16 protein-coding genes are annotated in these 15,753 nt (G+C 69.9%); 12 read left to right on the top strand and 4 right to left on the bottom strand.

Features of this window, described 5'->3' with window-relative positions; translation table 11 throughout:
* On the top strand, positions 1-562 hold a 562-nt coding region (locus tag FPZ47_RS14815), incomplete at its 5' end, for an RDD family protein (RefSeq protein ID WP_145039478.1).
* 8 nt (positions 563-570) lie between these two features.
* Positions 571-1,740, top strand: coding sequence for a cystathionine gamma-synthase (locus tag FPZ47_RS14820; protein ID WP_144952358.1), 1,170 nt, complete (start codon positions 571-573; stop codon positions 1,738-1,740).
* Positions 1,741-1,819: 79 nt separating this feature from the next.
* On the opposite strand, the gene greA is transcribed toward FPZ47_RS14820, so the two are convergent.
* Together greA and FPZ47_RS14830 are read right to left on the bottom strand one after the other, a co-directional pair.
* Positions 1,820-2,314: a transcription elongation factor GreA gene (gene greA / locus FPZ47_RS14825; protein ID WP_144952357.1), complete on the bottom strand. Its 495-nt coding sequence runs from the start codon at positions 2,312-2,314 to the stop codon at positions 1,820-1,822.
* 207 nt (positions 2,315-2,521) lie between these two features.
* Complete coding sequence (locus FPZ47_RS14830; protein ID WP_144952356.1) at positions 2,522-2,956, bottom strand: DUF4307 domain-containing protein; 435 nt, start codon at positions 2,954-2,956, stop codon at positions 2,522-2,524.
* 152 nt (positions 2,957-3,108) lie between these two features.
* Between FPZ47_RS14830 and mca the strand changes: the two genes are divergently transcribed.
* The 4 genes from mca to FPZ47_RS14850 are packed head-to-tail and all read left to right on the top strand — an operon-like array spanning position 3,109 to position 6,712.
* Complete coding sequence (gene mca, locus FPZ47_RS14835; RefSeq protein ID WP_144952355.1) at positions 3,109-3,981, top strand: mycothiol conjugate amidase Mca; 873 nt, start codon at positions 3,109-3,111, stop codon at positions 3,979-3,981.
* The gene (locus tag FPZ47_RS14840; protein WP_144952354.1) at positions 3,978-4,295 is read left to right on the top strand and encodes a hypothetical protein; all 318 of its coding nucleotides are present in this window, start codon (positions 3,978-3,980) and stop codon (positions 4,293-4,295) included. The genes mca and FPZ47_RS14840 overlap by 4 nt, the downstream gene beginning before the upstream one ends.
* Positions 4,282-6,306 (top strand): thioredoxin domain-containing protein, encoded by a 2,025-nt coding sequence (locus FPZ47_RS14845; protein WP_144952353.1) that lies wholly within the window; start codon positions 4,282-4,284, stop codon positions 6,304-6,306. The genes FPZ47_RS14840 and FPZ47_RS14845 overlap by 14 nt, the downstream gene beginning before the upstream one ends.
* Before the next feature lie 22 nt (positions 6,307-6,328).
* A complete protein-coding gene (locus FPZ47_RS14850) occupies positions 6,329-6,712 on the top strand; it encodes a nuclear transport factor 2 family protein (RefSeq protein WP_144952352.1) in 384 nt (127 codons plus the stop codon).
* Between the two features lie 73 nt (positions 6,713-6,785).
* Here FPZ47_RS14850 and trhA read toward each other — a convergent pair whose 3' ends face one another.
* Complete coding sequence (trhA, locus tag FPZ47_RS14855) at positions 6,786-7,532, bottom strand: PAQR family membrane homeostasis protein TrhA (protein ID WP_144952362.1); 747 nt, start codon at positions 7,530-7,532, stop codon at positions 6,786-6,788.
* Between the two features lie 150 nt (positions 7,533-7,682).
* On the opposite strand from trhA, the gene FPZ47_RS14860 reads away from it, so the two are divergent.
* Together FPZ47_RS14860 and FPZ47_RS14865 are read left to right on the top strand one after the other, a co-directional pair.
* On the top strand, positions 7,683-8,471 hold the full coding sequence (locus FPZ47_RS14860) for a (2Z,6E)-farnesyl diphosphate synthase (RefSeq protein WP_144952351.1): 789 nt from the start codon (positions 7,683-7,685) through the stop codon (positions 8,469-8,471).
* Between the two features lie 263 nt (positions 8,472-8,734).
* A complete protein-coding gene (locus tag FPZ47_RS14865; protein ID WP_144952350.1) occupies positions 8,735-9,835 on the top strand; it encodes a methyltransferase in 1,101 nt (366 codons plus the stop codon).
* A 175-nt stretch (positions 9,836-10,010) separates the two neighbouring features.
* On the opposite strand, the gene coaA is transcribed toward FPZ47_RS14865, so the two are convergent.
* Positions 10,011-10,949, bottom strand: coding sequence for a type I pantothenate kinase (gene coaA, locus FPZ47_RS14870; protein ID WP_144952349.1), 939 nt, complete (start codon positions 10,947-10,949; stop codon positions 10,011-10,013).
* Between the two features lie 127 nt (positions 10,950-11,076).
* Between coaA and glyA the strand changes: the two genes are divergently transcribed.
* From glyA to FPZ47_RS14890, 4 genes are all read left to right on the top strand, one after another.
* The gene (gene glyA, locus FPZ47_RS14875) at positions 11,077-12,357 is read left to right on the top strand and encodes a serine hydroxymethyltransferase (RefSeq protein WP_144952361.1); all 1,281 of its coding nucleotides are present in this window, start codon (positions 11,077-11,079) and stop codon (positions 12,355-12,357) included.
* Positions 12,358-12,502: 145 nt separating this feature from the next.
* Complete coding sequence (locus tag FPZ47_RS14880; protein WP_144952347.1) at positions 12,503-13,330, top strand: acyl-ACP desaturase; 828 nt, start codon at positions 12,503-12,505, stop codon at positions 13,328-13,330.
* Between the two features lie 195 nt (positions 13,331-13,525).
* Complete coding sequence (gene phoH2, locus FPZ47_RS14885; RefSeq protein ID WP_144952345.1) at positions 13,526-14,827, top strand: RNA 5'-3' helicase PhoH2; 1,302 nt, start codon at positions 13,526-13,528, stop codon at positions 14,825-14,827.
* A 25-nt stretch (positions 14,828-14,852) separates the two neighbouring features.
* Positions 14,853-15,728, top strand: a complete 876-nt coding sequence (locus FPZ47_RS14890; protein WP_144952342.1) for a polysaccharide deacetylase family protein — start codon at positions 14,853-14,855, stop codon at positions 15,726-15,728.
* Positions 15,729-15,753 lie beyond the last annotated feature (25 nt).

Consider the following 15,753-nt stretch of genomic DNA (forward strand, 5'->3'; position numbering starts at 1 on the left):
CGGTGGTTCCTACCCGCCGCCGCCCCCGCCTTCCGGCGGCTACGCTCCGCCGCCTCCGGGGCCGGCGATCCGCACCCTGCCGAAGCAGGACTACACGCCGTGGTTGTCCCGGGTGCTGGCGTTCGTCATCGACATCCTGCCGTACGTCATCGTGCACTCGATCGGCACGGGAATCCTGATGACCACCCAGCAGACGTCCTGCGTCACCGACATCACGCCCTACGCCGTCAACCAGGTGTGCGCCACCCAGAACTCGGCCGTCGGGGTGCTGGCGCAGGCGCTGGCCTCGGCGGTGGGGCTGTTCTACCTGATCTGGAACTACGGCTACCGCCAGGGCACCACCGGGTCGAGCCTGGGCAAGTCGGTGATGAACTTCAAGGTGCTCAGCGAGGTCACCGGGCAGCCGATCGGGTTCGGGAAGTCCATCCTGCGTGTTTTCGCGCACCTCGTCGATGCGATCATCTGTTTCGTCGGCTTCCTGTTCCCGTTGTGGGACGCCAAGCGGCAGACGCTGGCCGACAAGATCATGTCGACCGTCTGCCTGCCGATCGGGGGTAGGTAGCCGCGCGGATGAGCCGGGAGCGCAGCACGCCACCCCCCGGGACGGCCGGACTGGCCACCCGGGCCATCCACGTCGGCTACCCGCCGGATCCGGCGACCGGGGCGGTGAACGCTCCGATCTATGCCAGTAGCACGTTCGCCCAGGACGGCGTGGGGGTCCTGCGCGGCGGGTTCGAGTACGCCCGCACCGGAAACCCGACCAGGTCCGCCCTGGAAGCCTCGCTCGCCACGGTCGAAGAGGGCACCTACGCGCGGGCGTTCAGCTCCGGAATGGCCGCCGCCGACTGCGCCCTGCGGGCGATGCTGAGGCCCGGCGACCACCTGATCATCCCCACCGACGCCTACGGCGGCACGTTCCGCCTCATCGACAAGGTGTTCACGCAGTGGGGCGTCGGCTACACGCCGGTGGCGCTGTCCGACCTGGATGCCGTTCGCGGCGCGATCACCCCGCAGACCCGGCTGATCTGGGTCGAGACGCCGACCAACCCGTTGCTGTCCATCGCCGACATTGCCGCCATCGCGGATCTCGGGGCGGATCTCGGTCCCAGGGTGCTGGTCGACAACACGTTCGCCTCACCCGCGCTGCAGCAGCCGCTGACGCTGGGCGCCGACGTCGTGCTGCACTCCTCCACCAAATACATCGGGGGGCACTCCGACGTGGTGGGCGGCGCGCTGGTCACCAATGACGAGGAGCTGGACGGCGCCTTCGGTTTCCTGCAGAACGGGGCCGGCGCGGTGCCGGGCCCGTTCGACGCCTACCTGACGATGCGTGGCCTGAAGACGCTGGTGCTGAGGATGCAACGGCACGGCGAGAACGCCCTGGCCGTGGCGCAATTCCTCGCCGGGCACCCCGCGGTGAGCGCCGTGCTGTACCCCGGCCTGGCCGGCCACCCGGGGCATGACGTCGCGGCACGGCAGATGCGGGGCTTCGGCGGCATGGTCTCGGTGCGGATGCGCGGCGGGCGGCGGGCCGCCCAGGATTTGTGCTCCCGCACCCGGGTGTTCATCCTCGCCGAGTCCCTGGGCGGGGTGGAGTCGCTGATCGAGCATCCCAGCGCCATGACGCACGCGTCGACGGCAGGGTCGCAGCTGGAGGTTCCCGACGACCTGGTGCGGCTGTCGGTCGGCATCGAGGACGTCGCGGACCTGCTGGCCGATCTCGACCAGGCTCTGTCCTAGCCGGCCCCCGAGCAGACGCAAAATCGCCCATTTCGGCGCGAAATTGGGCGATTTTGCGTCTGCCCGCCAGCCACAGACGCTACGAGTGGTAAGGCTCCGCGCTGACCAGCGTGACCTCGACGGTGTTGCCGTTGGGAACTGTGTAGCTGCGGGTCTCGCCCACCTTGGCGTCGATCAGCGCACCGCCCAGGGGCGAGTTCGGCGAGTACACCTCGAGCTTGCCGTCGTTGACGCCCTCCTGGCGGGTGGCGATCAGGAACGTCTCGGTGTCGGACTTGTCGCCGTTGTAGTAGACCTTCACGACCGAACCCGGCAGCGCGACGCCGGACTGCTTGGGCGCCTCGCCGACCTTCGCATTGCTCAGCAGGTCCTGCAGCTGCCGGATGCGGGCCTCCTGCTGGCCCTGCTCCTCGCGGGCGGCGTGGTAGCCGCCGTTCTCGCGGAGGTCGCCCTCCTCGCGGCGGTCGTTGATTTCGGCGGCGATGACCGGGCGGTTGGCGATCAACTGGTCGAGCTCGGCCTTGAGTCGGTCATGTGATTCCTGGGTCAGCCAGGTCACCTGGGTGTCCGTCATCTCGTCACGTCCTTGTGTTCACGCTTCCGCCTCTTCGCGTAAGCCTCTGTCTGCCCCGCCGCCGGGAGTGTTCGGGTGCCGCCGGTCCGCGCCCACGGCCCTAATGCAGCAATACACGGCCCCAACAGGAACCGTGCACTGGCCTATGTTACCACCAAGGAAACATCTGGTGTCCCCCAAATTCGGAGTTCGGGGTCCGCGCCGCGGTCAGGACGGTCGCAGATACCCGGGCACGTCGGTGCCGCAGCCGTAGATGTCGGCCATCATCGGCGGCCGGGAGGATTTCACCGTCGTCGTCACCTGCACCGTGGCCTGGTCGGATGGCGGGACCAGCACCTCCCGCCGGCCGGTCTCGCTGCCGTCCTCGGCGCGGACCCGCACGATGCAGTCCACCGGTCGCGACGGGTCGGAGCGGGTCACGCTGATCGTCACCGAGGCCGTCTCGTCGTCGACGACGTGATACCCGGCCAGCGAGCCCGAGACTTCGCTGGTGCCCAGCCGTTGGTAGCCGATGACGGCGACGGCGAAACCGGCCGCGACCGCCAGCACGGCCAGCGCGATCACCACGCGCCGCCGCGACACACCCGACAGTCGGGATCGCCCGTATCGGCCCTCGGGGCGCGGAATAAAAGTCTCGCTCATGCGTGATTCATATCTCGACGGCGATCCGACGTCCCCGGCCCAGAGGATGCCGACGATCGAGAACTGGAATTATAGGGTCGAACGGGCCCGGCCGGCGGCGCGACGCCAACGGGACTGCACCGGACATTCCCACAGGAAGATGTAGGGGGCGTGTGAGCGAACTGCGGTTGATGGCGGTGCATGCCCACCCCGACGACGAATCCAGCAAGGGTGCGGCCACGCTCGCCAAGTATGCCGACAAGGGGCATCGCGTGCTGGTGGTGACGTTGACCGGCGGCGAGCGCGGCGACATCCTCAACCCCGCCATGGATCTGCCCGACGTGCGCGGGCGCTTGGCGGAGGTGCGCCGCGACGAGATGGCGAAGGCGGCCGAGATCCTCGGCGTGGAGCACACCTGGCTGGGTTTCGTCGACTCCGGGTTGCCCCAGGGTGACCCACCCCCGCCGCTGCCCGAGGGCTGCTTCGCGCTGGGGCCGCTGGAGGAGGCGGTCGAGGCGCTGGTGCGCGTGGTCCGCGAGTTCCGGCCGCACGTGATCACCACCTACGACGAGAACGGCGGCTACCCGCATCCCGACCACATCCGCTGCCACCAGGTCTCGGTCGGCGCCTTCGAGGCCGCGGGCGACTACCGGCGCTTCCCGCAGGCCGGCGACCCGTGGACGGTGTCCAAGCTCTACTACATCCACGGGTTCCTGCGCGCGCGGATGCAGTTGCTGCACGACGAGGCCCTCAAGCACGGCCGGGACGCCCCGTTCACGAAGTGGCTCGAGCACTGGGATCCCGAGCACGACCCGTTCGAGTCCCGGGTGACGACGCGCGTCGAGTGTTCGGCGTATTTCGGCCGGCGTGACGACGCGCTGCGGGCGCATGCCACACAGATCGACCCCAACCACGACTTCTTCGCCGCTCCCATCGCCTGGCAGGAGCGGCTGTGGCCGACCGAGGAGTTCGAGTTGGCCCGCTCCCGGGTGCCGGTCCGCCTGCCCGAGGACGACTTGTTCGCCGGAATCGAGGTCGACGGGTGAACCACATCCTTCTCGCGGGCCGCCTCGCGGCCCATGCCGTGGTCTGGGCCGACGGCGCGCCACGCAACCACGGGCCCGACTTCGGCAAGGCCAGCCCGCTGGGACTGCTGGTGATCGTGCTGCTGCTGATCGCCACGCTGTTGCTGCTGAGGTCGATGAACCGCCAACTGAAGAAGGTGCCCGAGTCGTTCGACCCCGAACACCCGGCGCCCGACCAGGCCGCGGACGAGGGCACCGACACGGTCGAGCCGTCGACGGACGAGGAGACCGGCGGCGCGACGCACCCACCGGGGTCCGATGATGAACCCCGCTGACCCCTCCCGGACGAACACGCTCGGGCTGGCGACCAGCCCGTATCTGCGCCAGCACGCCGACAACCCGGTGCACTGGCAGCAGTGGACGCCGGAGGCGCTGGCGGCCGCGGCCGCGCGCGACGTGCCGATCCTGCTGTCCGTCGGCTACGCCGCCTGCCACTGGTGTCACGTCATGGCCCACGAGTCGTTCGCGGACCACGAGGTGGCCGCGGCGCTGAACGCGGGGTTCGTCTGCGTCAAGGTCGACCGGGAGGAGCGCCCCGACATCGACGCCGTCTACATGAACGCCACCGTCGCGCTGACCGGTCAGGGTGGCTGGCCGATGACGTGTTTCCTGACGCCCGACGGCCGTCCCTTCTTCTGCGGCACGTACTACACGAAAACCGATTTCCTGCAGGTGCTTTCGGCGGTCACGGAGGCCTGGCGGGACCGCCGCGACGACGTCGAGGAGGCGTCCGACCGCATCGCCGGGGAGCTGCGGGCGATGACGGGCACATTTTGGGAGCAAACAAACGGGAGCCCGGCGTTGGTCCCCGCGGTGTGCGACCATGCCGTCGCGGCGCTGCTGGCTGGCGAGGACAAGGTCAACGGCGGCTTCGGCGACGCGCCGAAGTTCCCCTCGGCCGCTGTTCTCGAGGCGTTGTTGCGCAACTACGAACGCACCAAATCGCCGGCCGCGTTGGAGGCGGTCGAACGCGCCGGCGGCGCGATGGCCCGCGGCGGAATCTATGACCAGCTCGCCGGTGGCTTCGCCCGCTACAGCGTCGACAACGCCTGGGTGGTCCCGCATTTCGAGAAGATGCTCTACGACAATGCGCTGCTGCTGCGCGTATATGCGCACTGGGCCCGCCGTACCGGTGATCCGCTGGCCCGCCGCATCGCCGCGGAGACCGCGCGGTTCCTGCTCGTGGAGCTGTCCGACGCGGACATGTTCGTTTCGTCGCTGGACGCCGACGCCGACGGCCGCGAGGGCTCGACCTACGTCTGGACCCGCAAGCAGCTGAGCGAGGTGCTCGGTGACGACGACAGCCGTTGGGCCGCAAATCTTTTCACCGTGACGCGGTCCGGCACGTTCGGGGACGGGGCGTCGGTGCTGCAGCTGCGCGAAGATCCCGACGATCCGCAACGGCTGGAACGCGTGCGGGCCGCGCTGCTGGCCGCCCGCCGCACCCGGGCCCAGCCGGGACGCGACGACAAGGTCGTCACCTGCTGGAACGGGCTGGCGATCGCCGCGCTGGTCGAGGCCGGCGTGGCCCTGGACGAACCCGAGTTGACCCGCGCGGCGGCGCGCTGCGCGGCCAAGCTGCTGGACCTGCACCTCGTCGGCGGCCGGCTGCGGCGGGCCAGCCTGGGCGGGGTGGTGGGCGACAGCGCCGCCACCCTCGACGATCACGCCATGCTGGCCGCCGGGCTGCTAACGCTGTATCAGCTGACCGCCCGGGAGAACTGGCTGACGGGGGCGACCGGGCTGCTGGACACGGCGCTGGCGCACTTCGCCGACCCGGATCGGCCCGGCCGCTGGTTCGACACCGCCGACGACGCCGAAGAGCTGATGTTGCGGCCCGCCGACCCGCTGGACGGGGCGACGCCGTCGGGCGCGTCGTCGATCACCGAGGCGCTGCTGACCGCGGCGCACCTGGTCGAGGGGCCCCGCGCCGAACGGTACCTGCAGGCGGCCTCCGCTTCGCTCGATGCCCATTCGATACTGCTGGCGCAGGCGCCCCGCTCGGTCGGCAACTGGGTGTCCGTCGCCGAACTGGCGATTCGCGGGCCGCTGCAGGTCGCGGTCGCCTGCGACCCGGCCCGCTCGGAGCTGCTGGCCGAGGCGCGCCGCCTGGCGCCCGGCGGGACGATCGTGGTCGGCGGCGCGCCGGACTCGTCGGCGCTGCTCGCCGGCCGGGCCCGGGTGGGCGACGCCGACGCCGCCTACGTGTGCCGGGGCCGGGCGTGCGACCTGCCGGTGACCCGGGCCGCCGAGCTGGCCGCGGCCCTGGGCGTCCCCCGGCGATAGCCCGGCCGTTACCCTGCGTCACATGCCGCACGCCGACGACCGAACCACAGCGATCACCGACGCCGTCAACCGCTACATTGCGCTGATCGCCACGGGCAGCGCCGACGACCTGGTCGAGCTCTACGCCGACGACGCCACCGTCGAGGACCCGGTCGGCGGGGACGTGCACATCGGCCGGCAGGCGATCCACGGCTTCTACTCCGCGCTCGACGACGCGCAGCGCACCTGCGAACTGGTGGCGCTGCGGGTGGCCGGCAACGAGGCGGCCTTCCAGTTCCGGCTGACCGTGAACGCCGGCGGTCACCGGATGCTGATCGAGCCGATCGACGTCATGGCCTTCGACGACAGCGGCAAGGTCACCACGATGAAGGCGTACTGGTCGGCCGCCGACGTGACCCAACTCTAGGGGTTTCTGGGCTCTGGGGGTTTCTGGGCTCTGGGGGACTCTGGGCTCTGGGGGACTCTGGAGGTCCGCGCGGTCAGGCCGGGTGGCCGACGTAGAAGACGGCCAGCCACATCGCGATGTAGTGCAGGATCGCCGCGAGCACGGTGAACGCGTGGAACACCTCGTGGTAGCCGAAGGTACGCGGCCACGGGTCGGGCCAGCGCAGCCCGTAGAACAGGCCCCCGACGCTGTACAGCACCCCGCCTGCCGCCAGCAGCACCATCGCGGCCACCCCGGCGGTGTGGATGATCGTCGGGGCGTACCAGACCGCCACCCAGCCCAGCAGCAGATACAGCGGCACGCCCACCCACCGGGGCGCCGTCGGCCAGAACACCGTCAGCAGTGTCCCGGCCGCCGCGCCGCCCCACACGATCCAGAGCACCAGCACCCCGGTGCTCTGCGGCATGGCCAGGCGCGCGAACGGCGTGTAGCTGCCCGCGATGAACAGAAAGATCGTCGAATGATCCAGCCGCCGCATCCACAGCCGGGCGGTCGCCGATTTCCACTGGACGCGGTGATAGGTGGCGCTGACGGCGAACATCGCCACCGTGGCGGCGGCGTAGACCAGTGTCGAATGACCGGCGCGCGGCGATGCGACCGCCCACGAGACCGACACCAGGGTCGCCCCGCACACCACGGCCAGCCACGCCGAGTAGAAGTGGATCCAGCCGCGCATCCGCGGCCTGGTGAAGACGTCGGCTGCACCGTCGACCGGGTTCTCCGGGTCGCGTGCTTGTGATCCGGGTCCTGAATTCGCGGGAGTGCTGGTCTGGCTGCTCATGTCTCCGTCGCCTGGCACGTCGAGAAAGTGTGCGGAGCTTGCTGTGCGTCCAGCTTAGCCGCGAATGGTTACGCGACGGTGTCGGTCGCGCGGTGGCATCCGGTGCAATGACGGCCGAAATCGCCGGGCCTGACAGTAGGGTGGGTCTTCGTGGAGATCATCCCGCCCCGGCTCAAGGAGCCGCTCTACAAGGTCTATGAGCTGCGTCTGCGGCAGGGCCTGGCCGCCTCCAGAGCCGAACTGCCCCGCCACATCGCGGTCCTGTGCGACGGGAACCGGCGCTGGGCGCGCGACGCGGGTTACGACGACGTCAGCTACGGCTACCGGATGGGGGCCGCCAAGATCGCCGAGATGCTGCGCTGGTGCCAGGAGGCCGGCATCGAAATGACCACCGTCTACCTGCTGTCCACCGAGAACCTGCAGCGCGATCCCACCGAGCTGGCCGGGCTGATCGAGATCGTCACCGACGTCGTGGAGAAGATCTGCGCGCCGGCCAACCGCTGGAGCGTGCGCACCGTCGGGGACCTCGAGCTGCTCGGCGGGGAGCCGGCCCGGCGGCTGCGCGGCGCGGTGAAGTCGACACCGGCCGTGGCGTCCTTCCACGTCAACGTCGCGGTCGGCTACGGCGGGCGCCGGGAGATCGTCGACGCGGTGCGGGCGTTGCTGAGCAAGGAACTCGCCAACGGCGCGACCGCCGAGGAACTCATCGACGCGGTGACCGTCGACGCCATCTCCGAAAACCTCTACACGTCGGGGCAACCCGACCCCGACCTGGTGATCCGCACGTCGGGCGAGCAACGCCTGTCCGGCTTCCTGCTGTGGCAGAGCGCGTACTCGGAGATGTGGTTCACCGAGGCGCACTGGCCCGCGTTCCGGCGGGTGGACTTCCTGCGCGCGCTGCGCGCCTACAGCGCGCGGCACCGCAGGTACGGCAGGTAGCGACGGGTTATCGGCGGGTGGCCGGCGCGCCACGCCGGCGCGTACGGCTGCGCTGTCGGCGGCGTCGGCGCGCTGACGTTACGGCGCGGCCCTGGCCGGCAGCGTCGACGGACCGCTGCACGACTGGCAGAACGCCGCGGCCCGGCCGATCGCCGCCGACCTCGGACCCGCGCTGACGAACCCGGTGCACCCGCGCCTCGTTACTCTCGCAGCCGGGGCATCGGTTACCGAAGGCCACCGAAGACCACCGAAAGGGCACTGGAATGGCTACGTCGACGATTCCACCCGCGAAAGTCGTCCGAGCGATCGAACGCGCCAGGCATCACCTCGGCCGGCTGTATCGCCGGACGCTGCCCGCCCCGGCGGTAGTGCTGGAAATGCTGATGGACGCGTGGGTGTCGCAGGCGATCGCGGTAGCGGCCGACCTCGGCATCGCCGACGCGCTGGCGAAGGGTCCGCTCTCGGCCGAGGATTTGGCGAAGGCGGTCGACGCGGACACCGACGCGCTGACCCGGCTGATGCGCGCCCTGATCTCGCGCGGGATCTTTCGGCGGCGCCGCGACGGCCGCTACGACCTGACCCCGCTGGCGCAGCCGCTGCGTCGCGACGCCGAGATCTCGCTGGCCGCGTGGGCCCGCTGGGCAGGCTCGCCCCAGCTGCGCGAGCGCTGGAGCCAGCTCACCGACGGCATCCGCGCGGGCCGGTGCGTCGCCGCCGAGATGCGCGACCAGAACATGTTCGACTACCTGGCGGGCCAGCCGGAGCTGAACGACATCTTCAACGAGGCCATGACCAACGTGTCCGAACTCTCGATCGCCCCGCTCATGGCGGCCTACGACTTCGGGCGCTTCGGCGCCGACGCCACCATCGTCGACGTCGGGGGCGGGCACGGCCGCCTGCTTTCGGCCATCCTCGCCGCGACACCGCGGGCGCGCGGCGTCCTGTTCGACATGCCCCAGGTCGTGGCCGGCGCCGCGGCGGGACTCCGCAGATACCACGTCGAGGACCGCGTCGAGATCGCCCAGGGATCGTTCTTCGACGACGTCATCCCGGCCGGCGGCGACGTCTACGTCCTCAAGAACGTGATCCACGACTGGCTCGACGACGACGCCGAGCGCATCCTGCGCAACGTGCGCTCGGCGTGCGGCACGGGCAAGCACCTGGTCCTTGTCGAACTGGTGATTCCCACCCACGACCGGGATTTCGCGGGCAAGTGGCTGGACCTGGACATGTTCGTCAGCGCCGCCGCGCGGGAGCGCACCGCCGAGGAATACGGCCGGCTCCTGCAGCGCGCCGGCTTCCGGCTGACGCGGGTGGTCGAGACGGTGTCCCCGTTCAGCCTCATCGAAGCCGAAGCGGTGTAGGCGCGCCCGGAGCCCGGCAACACTGCCCGGCCGGCGTGGAACACGCCCTCGGCGCCGCTTTGGTGCCCTACGGGCCGGTGGTGTTCCGCCTCGCGGCGCTGCAGCATCTGGGGGTGCGCCGCCTGGCGGCCTGAGCGCCCGACTCGTGGATGCGGGGTCCCGGTGGGCCCCGCATCTACAGCTTGCGCAGGCGCAGCCGGTTGATGGAGTGGTCGGCGTCCTTGCGCAGCACCAGGGTCGCGCGGGGCCGGGTCGGCAGGATGTTCTCGACCAGGTTGGGCCGGTTGATCGACCGCCAGATCTCGCGCGCGGCGGCGACGGCCTTGGTGTCGCTGAGGGCCGCGTAGTGGTGGAAGTGCGATTCGGGGTCGGCGAATGACGTGCCGCGCATGGCCAGGAACCGCGAGATGTACCACTGCTCGATGTCCTCGATGCGGGCGTCCACATATAGCGAGAAGTCGAACAGGTCCGACACCATCAGGGTCGGGCCGGTCTGCAGGACGTTGAGGCCCTCCAGGATCAGGATGTCGGGATGGCGGACGACCTGCTTGGCCCCGGGGATGATGTCGTAGTGCAGGTGCGAGTACACCGGCGCGCACGCGTGTTCGGCACCGGACTTGACCGTCGTCACGAAACGCATCAGCGCACGCCGGTTGTAGCTTTCGGGGAAACCCTTGCGGTGCATCAGGTTTCGTCGGCCCAGCTCGGCGTTCGGGTACAGGAAGCCGTCGGTGGTCACCAGGTCGACCCGCGGGTGGTGGTCCCAGCGGGCCAGCAGTGCCTTCAGCACGCGCGCTGTCGTCGACTTGCCGACGGCGACGCTGCCGGCGACGCCGATGATGAACGGCACCGGCCGGTCCGGGTTCTGCGGCGGCTCGCCGAGGAACTCGGCGGTGGCAGCAAACAGGCGCTGGCGGGCGGCGACCTGCAGGTGGATCAGCCGGGCCAGCGGCAGGAAGACCTCTTCGACTTCGAGCAGGTCGATCTGCTCGCCCAGTCCGCGCAGCCGGACGAGCTCCTCTTCGGTGAGGGCCAGTGGCGTCGACATGCGAAGCGCACGCCATCGCTTCCGGTCGAACTCCACGTAAGGGCTCGGCTCGCTAAGCCGCGGCATGGTGCAAGTGTGGCAGGGGCAGGCGGGCGACCGACGGCTGGGCTGGCTGAAAGTGCCGCTCGATAGACTGGCCTGCGTGACCGCTGCACCTGACGCCCCCGCCACCTCTCCCGGCACGGCCTCCGTGATGTCTGCCCCGCTCGCCGAGGTCGACCCGGACATCGCGGACCTGATCGGCAAGGAACTGCACCGGCAGCGCGACACCCTGGAGATGATCGCCTCGGAGAACTTCGTGCCGCGCGCGGTGCTGCAGACCCAGGGCAGCGTGCTGACCAACAAGTACGCCGAGGGGCTGCCCGGCCGGCGCTACTACGGCGGCTGCGAATACGTCGACGCCGTGGAGAACATCGCCCGCGACCGGGCCAAGGCGCTGTTCGGCGCCGAGTTCGCCAACGTCCAGCCGCATTCGGGCGCCCAGGCCAATGAGGCGGTGCTGCACGCACTGATGACGCCGGGGGAGCGGCTGCTCGGGCTGGATTTGGCCAACGGCGGGCACCTGACGCACGGCATGAAGCTGAACTTCTCCGGCAAGCTCTATGACGCCGGTTTTTATGGTGTGGACCCGGCGACGCATCTGGTGGACATGGACGCGGTGCGGGCCAAGGCTCTTGAATTCCGTCCGAAGGTGATCATCGCCGGCTGGTCGGCCTACCCGCGGATTCTCGACTTCGCGGCGTTCCGGGCGGTCGCCGACGAGGTCGGCGCCAAGCTCTGGGTGGACATGGCGCACTTCGCGGGACTGGTGGCCGTGGATCTGCACCCGTCGCCGGTGCCGTACGCCGACGTGGTGTCCACCACTGTGCACAAGACGCTCGGCGGCGCCCGCTCCGGCATGATCATCGGCAAGCAGGAATACGCCAAGGCCATCAACTCGGCGGTGTTCCCGGGCCAGCAGGGCGGGCCGCTCATGCACGTCGTCGCGGGCAAGGCGGTCGCGCTCAAGATCGCCACCACGCCGGAGTTCGCCGACCGTCAGCGGCGCACGCTGTCCGGTGCGCGCCTGATCGCCGAGCGGCTGACGGCTCCCGACGTGACCAAGGCCGGCGTGTCGGTGGTCAGCGGTGGCACCGACGTCCACCTGGTGTTGGTCGACCTGCGCGACTCGCCGCTGGACGGCAAGGCCGCCGAGGACCTGCTGCACGACATCGGCATCACCGTCAACCGCAACGCGGTGCCCAATGACCCCCGGCCGCCGATGGTGACGTCGGGGTTGCGGGTCGGAACGCCGGCGCTGGCCACTCGCGGCTTCGCCGACGCCGAGTTCGCCGAGGTGGCCGACATCATCGCCACCGCGCTCGCGGCAGGGGCGTCGGCCGATGTCTCCGCGCTCCGGCAACGGGTCACCCGGCTGGCCGCGAACTTCCCGCTCTACGAGGGCATCGAGGACTGGACGCTGGTCGACGGTTAGCGGCCGGCCGCCCGAAGAAGGGCGGCGAAAAGGGCTGCGAAAAAGGGCCCCGAAAAAGGACCCCCTAAAGGACCAAAGTCACCAATCGGTTGCGACACGAGCGGGAGAATTTCACACACCTGTGTACCCGGGTTACAGTAACCCCATGGCACAGAAACCTGTCGCTAACGCGATGACGCTGGAACTTGAGCCCGTCGTCGAAGCGAACATGGACCGACACCTCAACACCGAGGAACTCTGGTTCGCGCACGACTACGTGCCCTTCGAACGCGGGGAGAACTTCGCCTTCCTCGGCGGCCGCGACTGGGATGCGTCCCAGGTGACGCTGCCCAAGGACATCACCGACGCCTGCGAGATCCTGCTGCTGCTCAAGGACAACCTCGCCGGGCATCACCGCGAGCTCGTCGAGCACTTTATCCTCGAGGACTGGTGGGGCCGCTGGCTGGGCCGCTGGACCGCCGAGGAGCACCTGCACGCGATCGCGCTGCGCGAATACCTGGTGGTGACCCGCGAGGTCGACCCGACCGCCAACGAACAGGCGCGCGTCGAGTACGTGATGAAGGGCTATCGCGCCGACACGTACACCCAGGTCGAGACCCTGGTGTACATGGCGTTCACCGAGCGCACCCACGCGGTTTTCTGCGCCAACCTGGCGGCCAAGGTCGAGGAGCCGGTCCTGGCCGGGCTCGTCGACCGCATCGCCCGGGACGAGGTGCGGCACGAGGAGTTCTTCTCCAACCTCGTCGCGCACTGCCTCGAGTGCACCCGCGACGAGACCATCGCGGCGATCGCGGCCCGCGCCGCCGACCTGCAGGTCGTGGGCGCCGACATCGACTCCTACCGGGACAAGGTGAGCAACGTCGCCCAGGCGGGCATCTTCGGGCCCCCGCAACTGCGGCAGGCGATCTCGGACCGCATCACCGCCTGGGGGCTGGCCGACGAGCCCGCGTTGCGGCAGTTCGTCATCGGTTGAGACCTCGGCGCGCCTGCGCGGCGCGCGGGCGGCGACGAGAGTAGCGTCGTCGGTGATGGCCAGCGACAAGCTCAGCTGCCAGGGCGGCACCTCCCGTCAACGCAACGGCAGGACCGGCCCCGGTCCTGGTGCCGCGATTCCCACCGCCATGCCTGTGTGGGTCCGCGCGGGCTCAACCCGCTCGAGGAGCCCCACGTGACCGATATCCGGACCTACGTTCTCGACACCTCCGTGCTGCTGTCCGACCCTTGGGCGTGCAGCCGGTTCGCCGAGCACGAGGTGGTGGTTCCGCTGGTGGTGATCAGCGAATTGGAGGCCAAACGCCACCATCATGAGCTGGGGTGGTTCGCCCGCCAGGCGCTGCGCCTGTTCGACGACCTCCGCCTCGAGCACGGACGGCTGGATCAGCCCATTCCCGTTGGGACACAAGGCGGTACGCTGCATGTCGAGCTCAATCACACCGACCCCACGGTGCTGCCGGCCGGCTTCCGGACCGACAGCAACGACTCCCGGATCCTGAGCTGCGCCGCCAACCTCGCGGCCGAAGGCCGGCGAGTTACTCTGGTCAGCAAGGACATTCCGCTCCGGGTCAAGGCAGCCGCGGTGGGCCTGCCCGCCGACGAGTACCACGCCCAGGATGTCGTGGCCTCCGGATGGTCGGGGATGCACGAGATCGACACCGCCGCCGAGGACATCGACGCGCTGTTCGCCGACGGCGAGATCGACCTGACCGAGGCGCGGGACTTGCCGTGCCACACCGGGATTCGGCTTCTCGGTGGCAGCTCGCATGCGCTCGGCCGGGTCACCGCCACCAAGCGCGTCCAGCTGGTCCGCGGGGATCGCGAGGTGTTCGGGCTGCGCGGCCGTTCCGCCGAGCAGCGGGTCGCGCTCGACCTGCTGCTCGACGAGTCGGTGGGCATCGTCTCCCTGGGCGGCAAGGCCGGCACCGGGAAGTCGGCGCTGGCGTTGTGCGCGGGCCTGGAGGCGGTGCTGGAACGGCGGACCCATCGCAAGGTGGTGGTGTTCCGTCCGCTGTACGCGGTCGGCGGCCAGGAGCTGGGCTATCTGCCGGGCAGCGAGAGCGACAAGATGGGTCCGTGGGCGCAGGCGGTGTTCGACACCCTCGAGGGCCTGGCCAGCCCGGCCGTCCTCGACGAGGTGCTCTCCCGCGGCATGCTCGAGGTGCTCCCGCTCACCCACATTCGCGGCCGCTCGCTGCACGACTCGTTCGTCATCGTCGACGAGGCGCAGTCGCTGGAGCGCAACGTCCTGCTGACGGTGTTGTCCCGGCTGGGCACGGGTTCGCGGGTGGTGCTGACCCACGACATCGCGCAGCGGGACAACCTGCGGGTCGGCCGCCACGACGGCGTCGCGGCGGTGATCGAGAAGCTCAAAGGCCACCCGCTGTTCGCCCACATCACGCTGCTGCGCAGCGAACGTTCGCCGATCGCCGCGCTGGTCACCGAGATGCTCGAGGAGATCGCCGGACCGCACTGAGCGCGCGGGCCGGTAGGCTGCGAGCGTGCCGAAACGACCCGACAGCCAGGCCTGGCGCTATTGGCGGACCGTCTTCGGCGCCGCGGCGGCCGTCGCGGTGCTGGTCGTCGGCGGCCTCACCGGCCACGTGACACGCGCGGACGACCTCAGTTGCGCGGTCGTCAAATGTGTGGCGCTGACGTTCGACGACGGGCCGAGCCCGTTCGACGGCCGGCTGCTGAAGATCCTGCAGGACAACGACGCCAAGGCCACCTTCTTCCTGATCGGCAACAAGGTGGCGGCCGACCCGGCCGGGGCCAGGCGCATCGCCGACGCGGGCATGGAGATCGGCAACCACACCTGGGAACACCCCAACATGACGACGATCCCCCCGCAGGACGTCGCCGGCCAGTTCTCGCGGGCCAACGACGCGATCGCCGCCGCGACCGGCCGCGCACCCACGCTGTACCGCCCCGCCGGCGGGCTGTCCGACGAGGCGATGCGCCAGACCGCCGCCCGGTACGGGCTGGCCGAAATCCTCTGGGATGTCATCCCTTTCGATTGGGCGAACGACTCGAACACGGGGGCGACGCGGTCCATGCTGATGACCTACGTCAAGCCCGGCTCGGTGGTGCTGTTCCATGACACCTACTCGAGCACCGTGGATGTGGTGTACCAGTTCATCCCGGTGCTCAAGGCCAACGGCTACCGCATGGTGACGGTGAGCGAGCTGCTCGGGCCGCGGGCACCCGGGAGCACTTACGGCAGCCGGGAAAACGGGGCGCCCGCCAACGTCCTGCACGACATCCCGGCCGGCGAGATCCCGACACTGCCCGACACGCCGTCGCCGCGGCCGATGCCCAACTTCCCGATCACCGACATTCCGGGCCAGAACTCGGGCGGGCCGAACAACGGTGCCTAGCTCGGCGGCATCCGTTGCGGGGCAG

The organism is Mycobacterium helveticum (assembly GCF_007714205.1).
In the GTDB taxonomy this organism is placed as follows: Bacteria; Actinomycetota; Actinomycetes; order Mycobacteriales; family Mycobacteriaceae; genus Mycobacterium; species Mycobacterium helveticum.

Excerpts from the sequence above, each read along its gene's own strand:
- FPZ47_RS14820 (WP_144952358.1), top strand. The coding sequence starts at position 571 with ATGAGCCGGGAGCGCAGCACGCCACCCCCCGGGACGGCCGGACTGGCC.
- greA (WP_144952357.1), bottom strand. The coding sequence starts at position 2,314 with ATGACGGACACCCAGGTGACCTGGCTGACCCAGGAATCACATGACCGA.
- FPZ47_RS14830 (WP_144952356.1), bottom strand. The coding sequence starts at position 2,956 with ATGAGCGAGACTTTTATTCCGCGCCCCGAGGGCCGATACGGGCGATCC.
- FPZ47_RS14845 (WP_144952353.1), top strand. The coding sequence starts at position 4,282 with ATGAACCCCGCTGACCCCTCCCGGACGAACACGCTCGGGCTGGCGACC.
- FPZ47_RS14850 (WP_144952352.1), top strand. The coding sequence starts at position 6,329 with ATGCCGCACGCCGACGACCGAACCACAGCGATCACCGACGCCGTCAAC.
- trhA (WP_144952362.1), bottom strand. The coding sequence starts at position 7,532 with ATGAGCAGCCAGACCAGCACTCCCGCGAATTCAGGACCCGGATCACAA.
- FPZ47_RS14865 (WP_144952350.1), top strand. The coding sequence starts at position 8,735 with ATGGCTACGTCGACGATTCCACCCGCGAAAGTCGTCCGAGCGATCGAA.
- coaA (WP_144952349.1), bottom strand. The coding sequence starts at position 10,949 with ATGCCGCGGCTTAGCGAGCCGAGCCCTTACGTGGAGTTCGACCGGAAG.
- glyA (WP_144952361.1), top strand. The coding sequence starts at position 11,077 with ATGTCTGCCCCGCTCGCCGAGGTCGACCCGGACATCGCGGACCTGATC.
- FPZ47_RS14880 (WP_144952347.1), top strand. The coding sequence starts at position 12,503 with ATGGCACAGAAACCTGTCGCTAACGCGATGACGCTGGAACTTGAGCCC.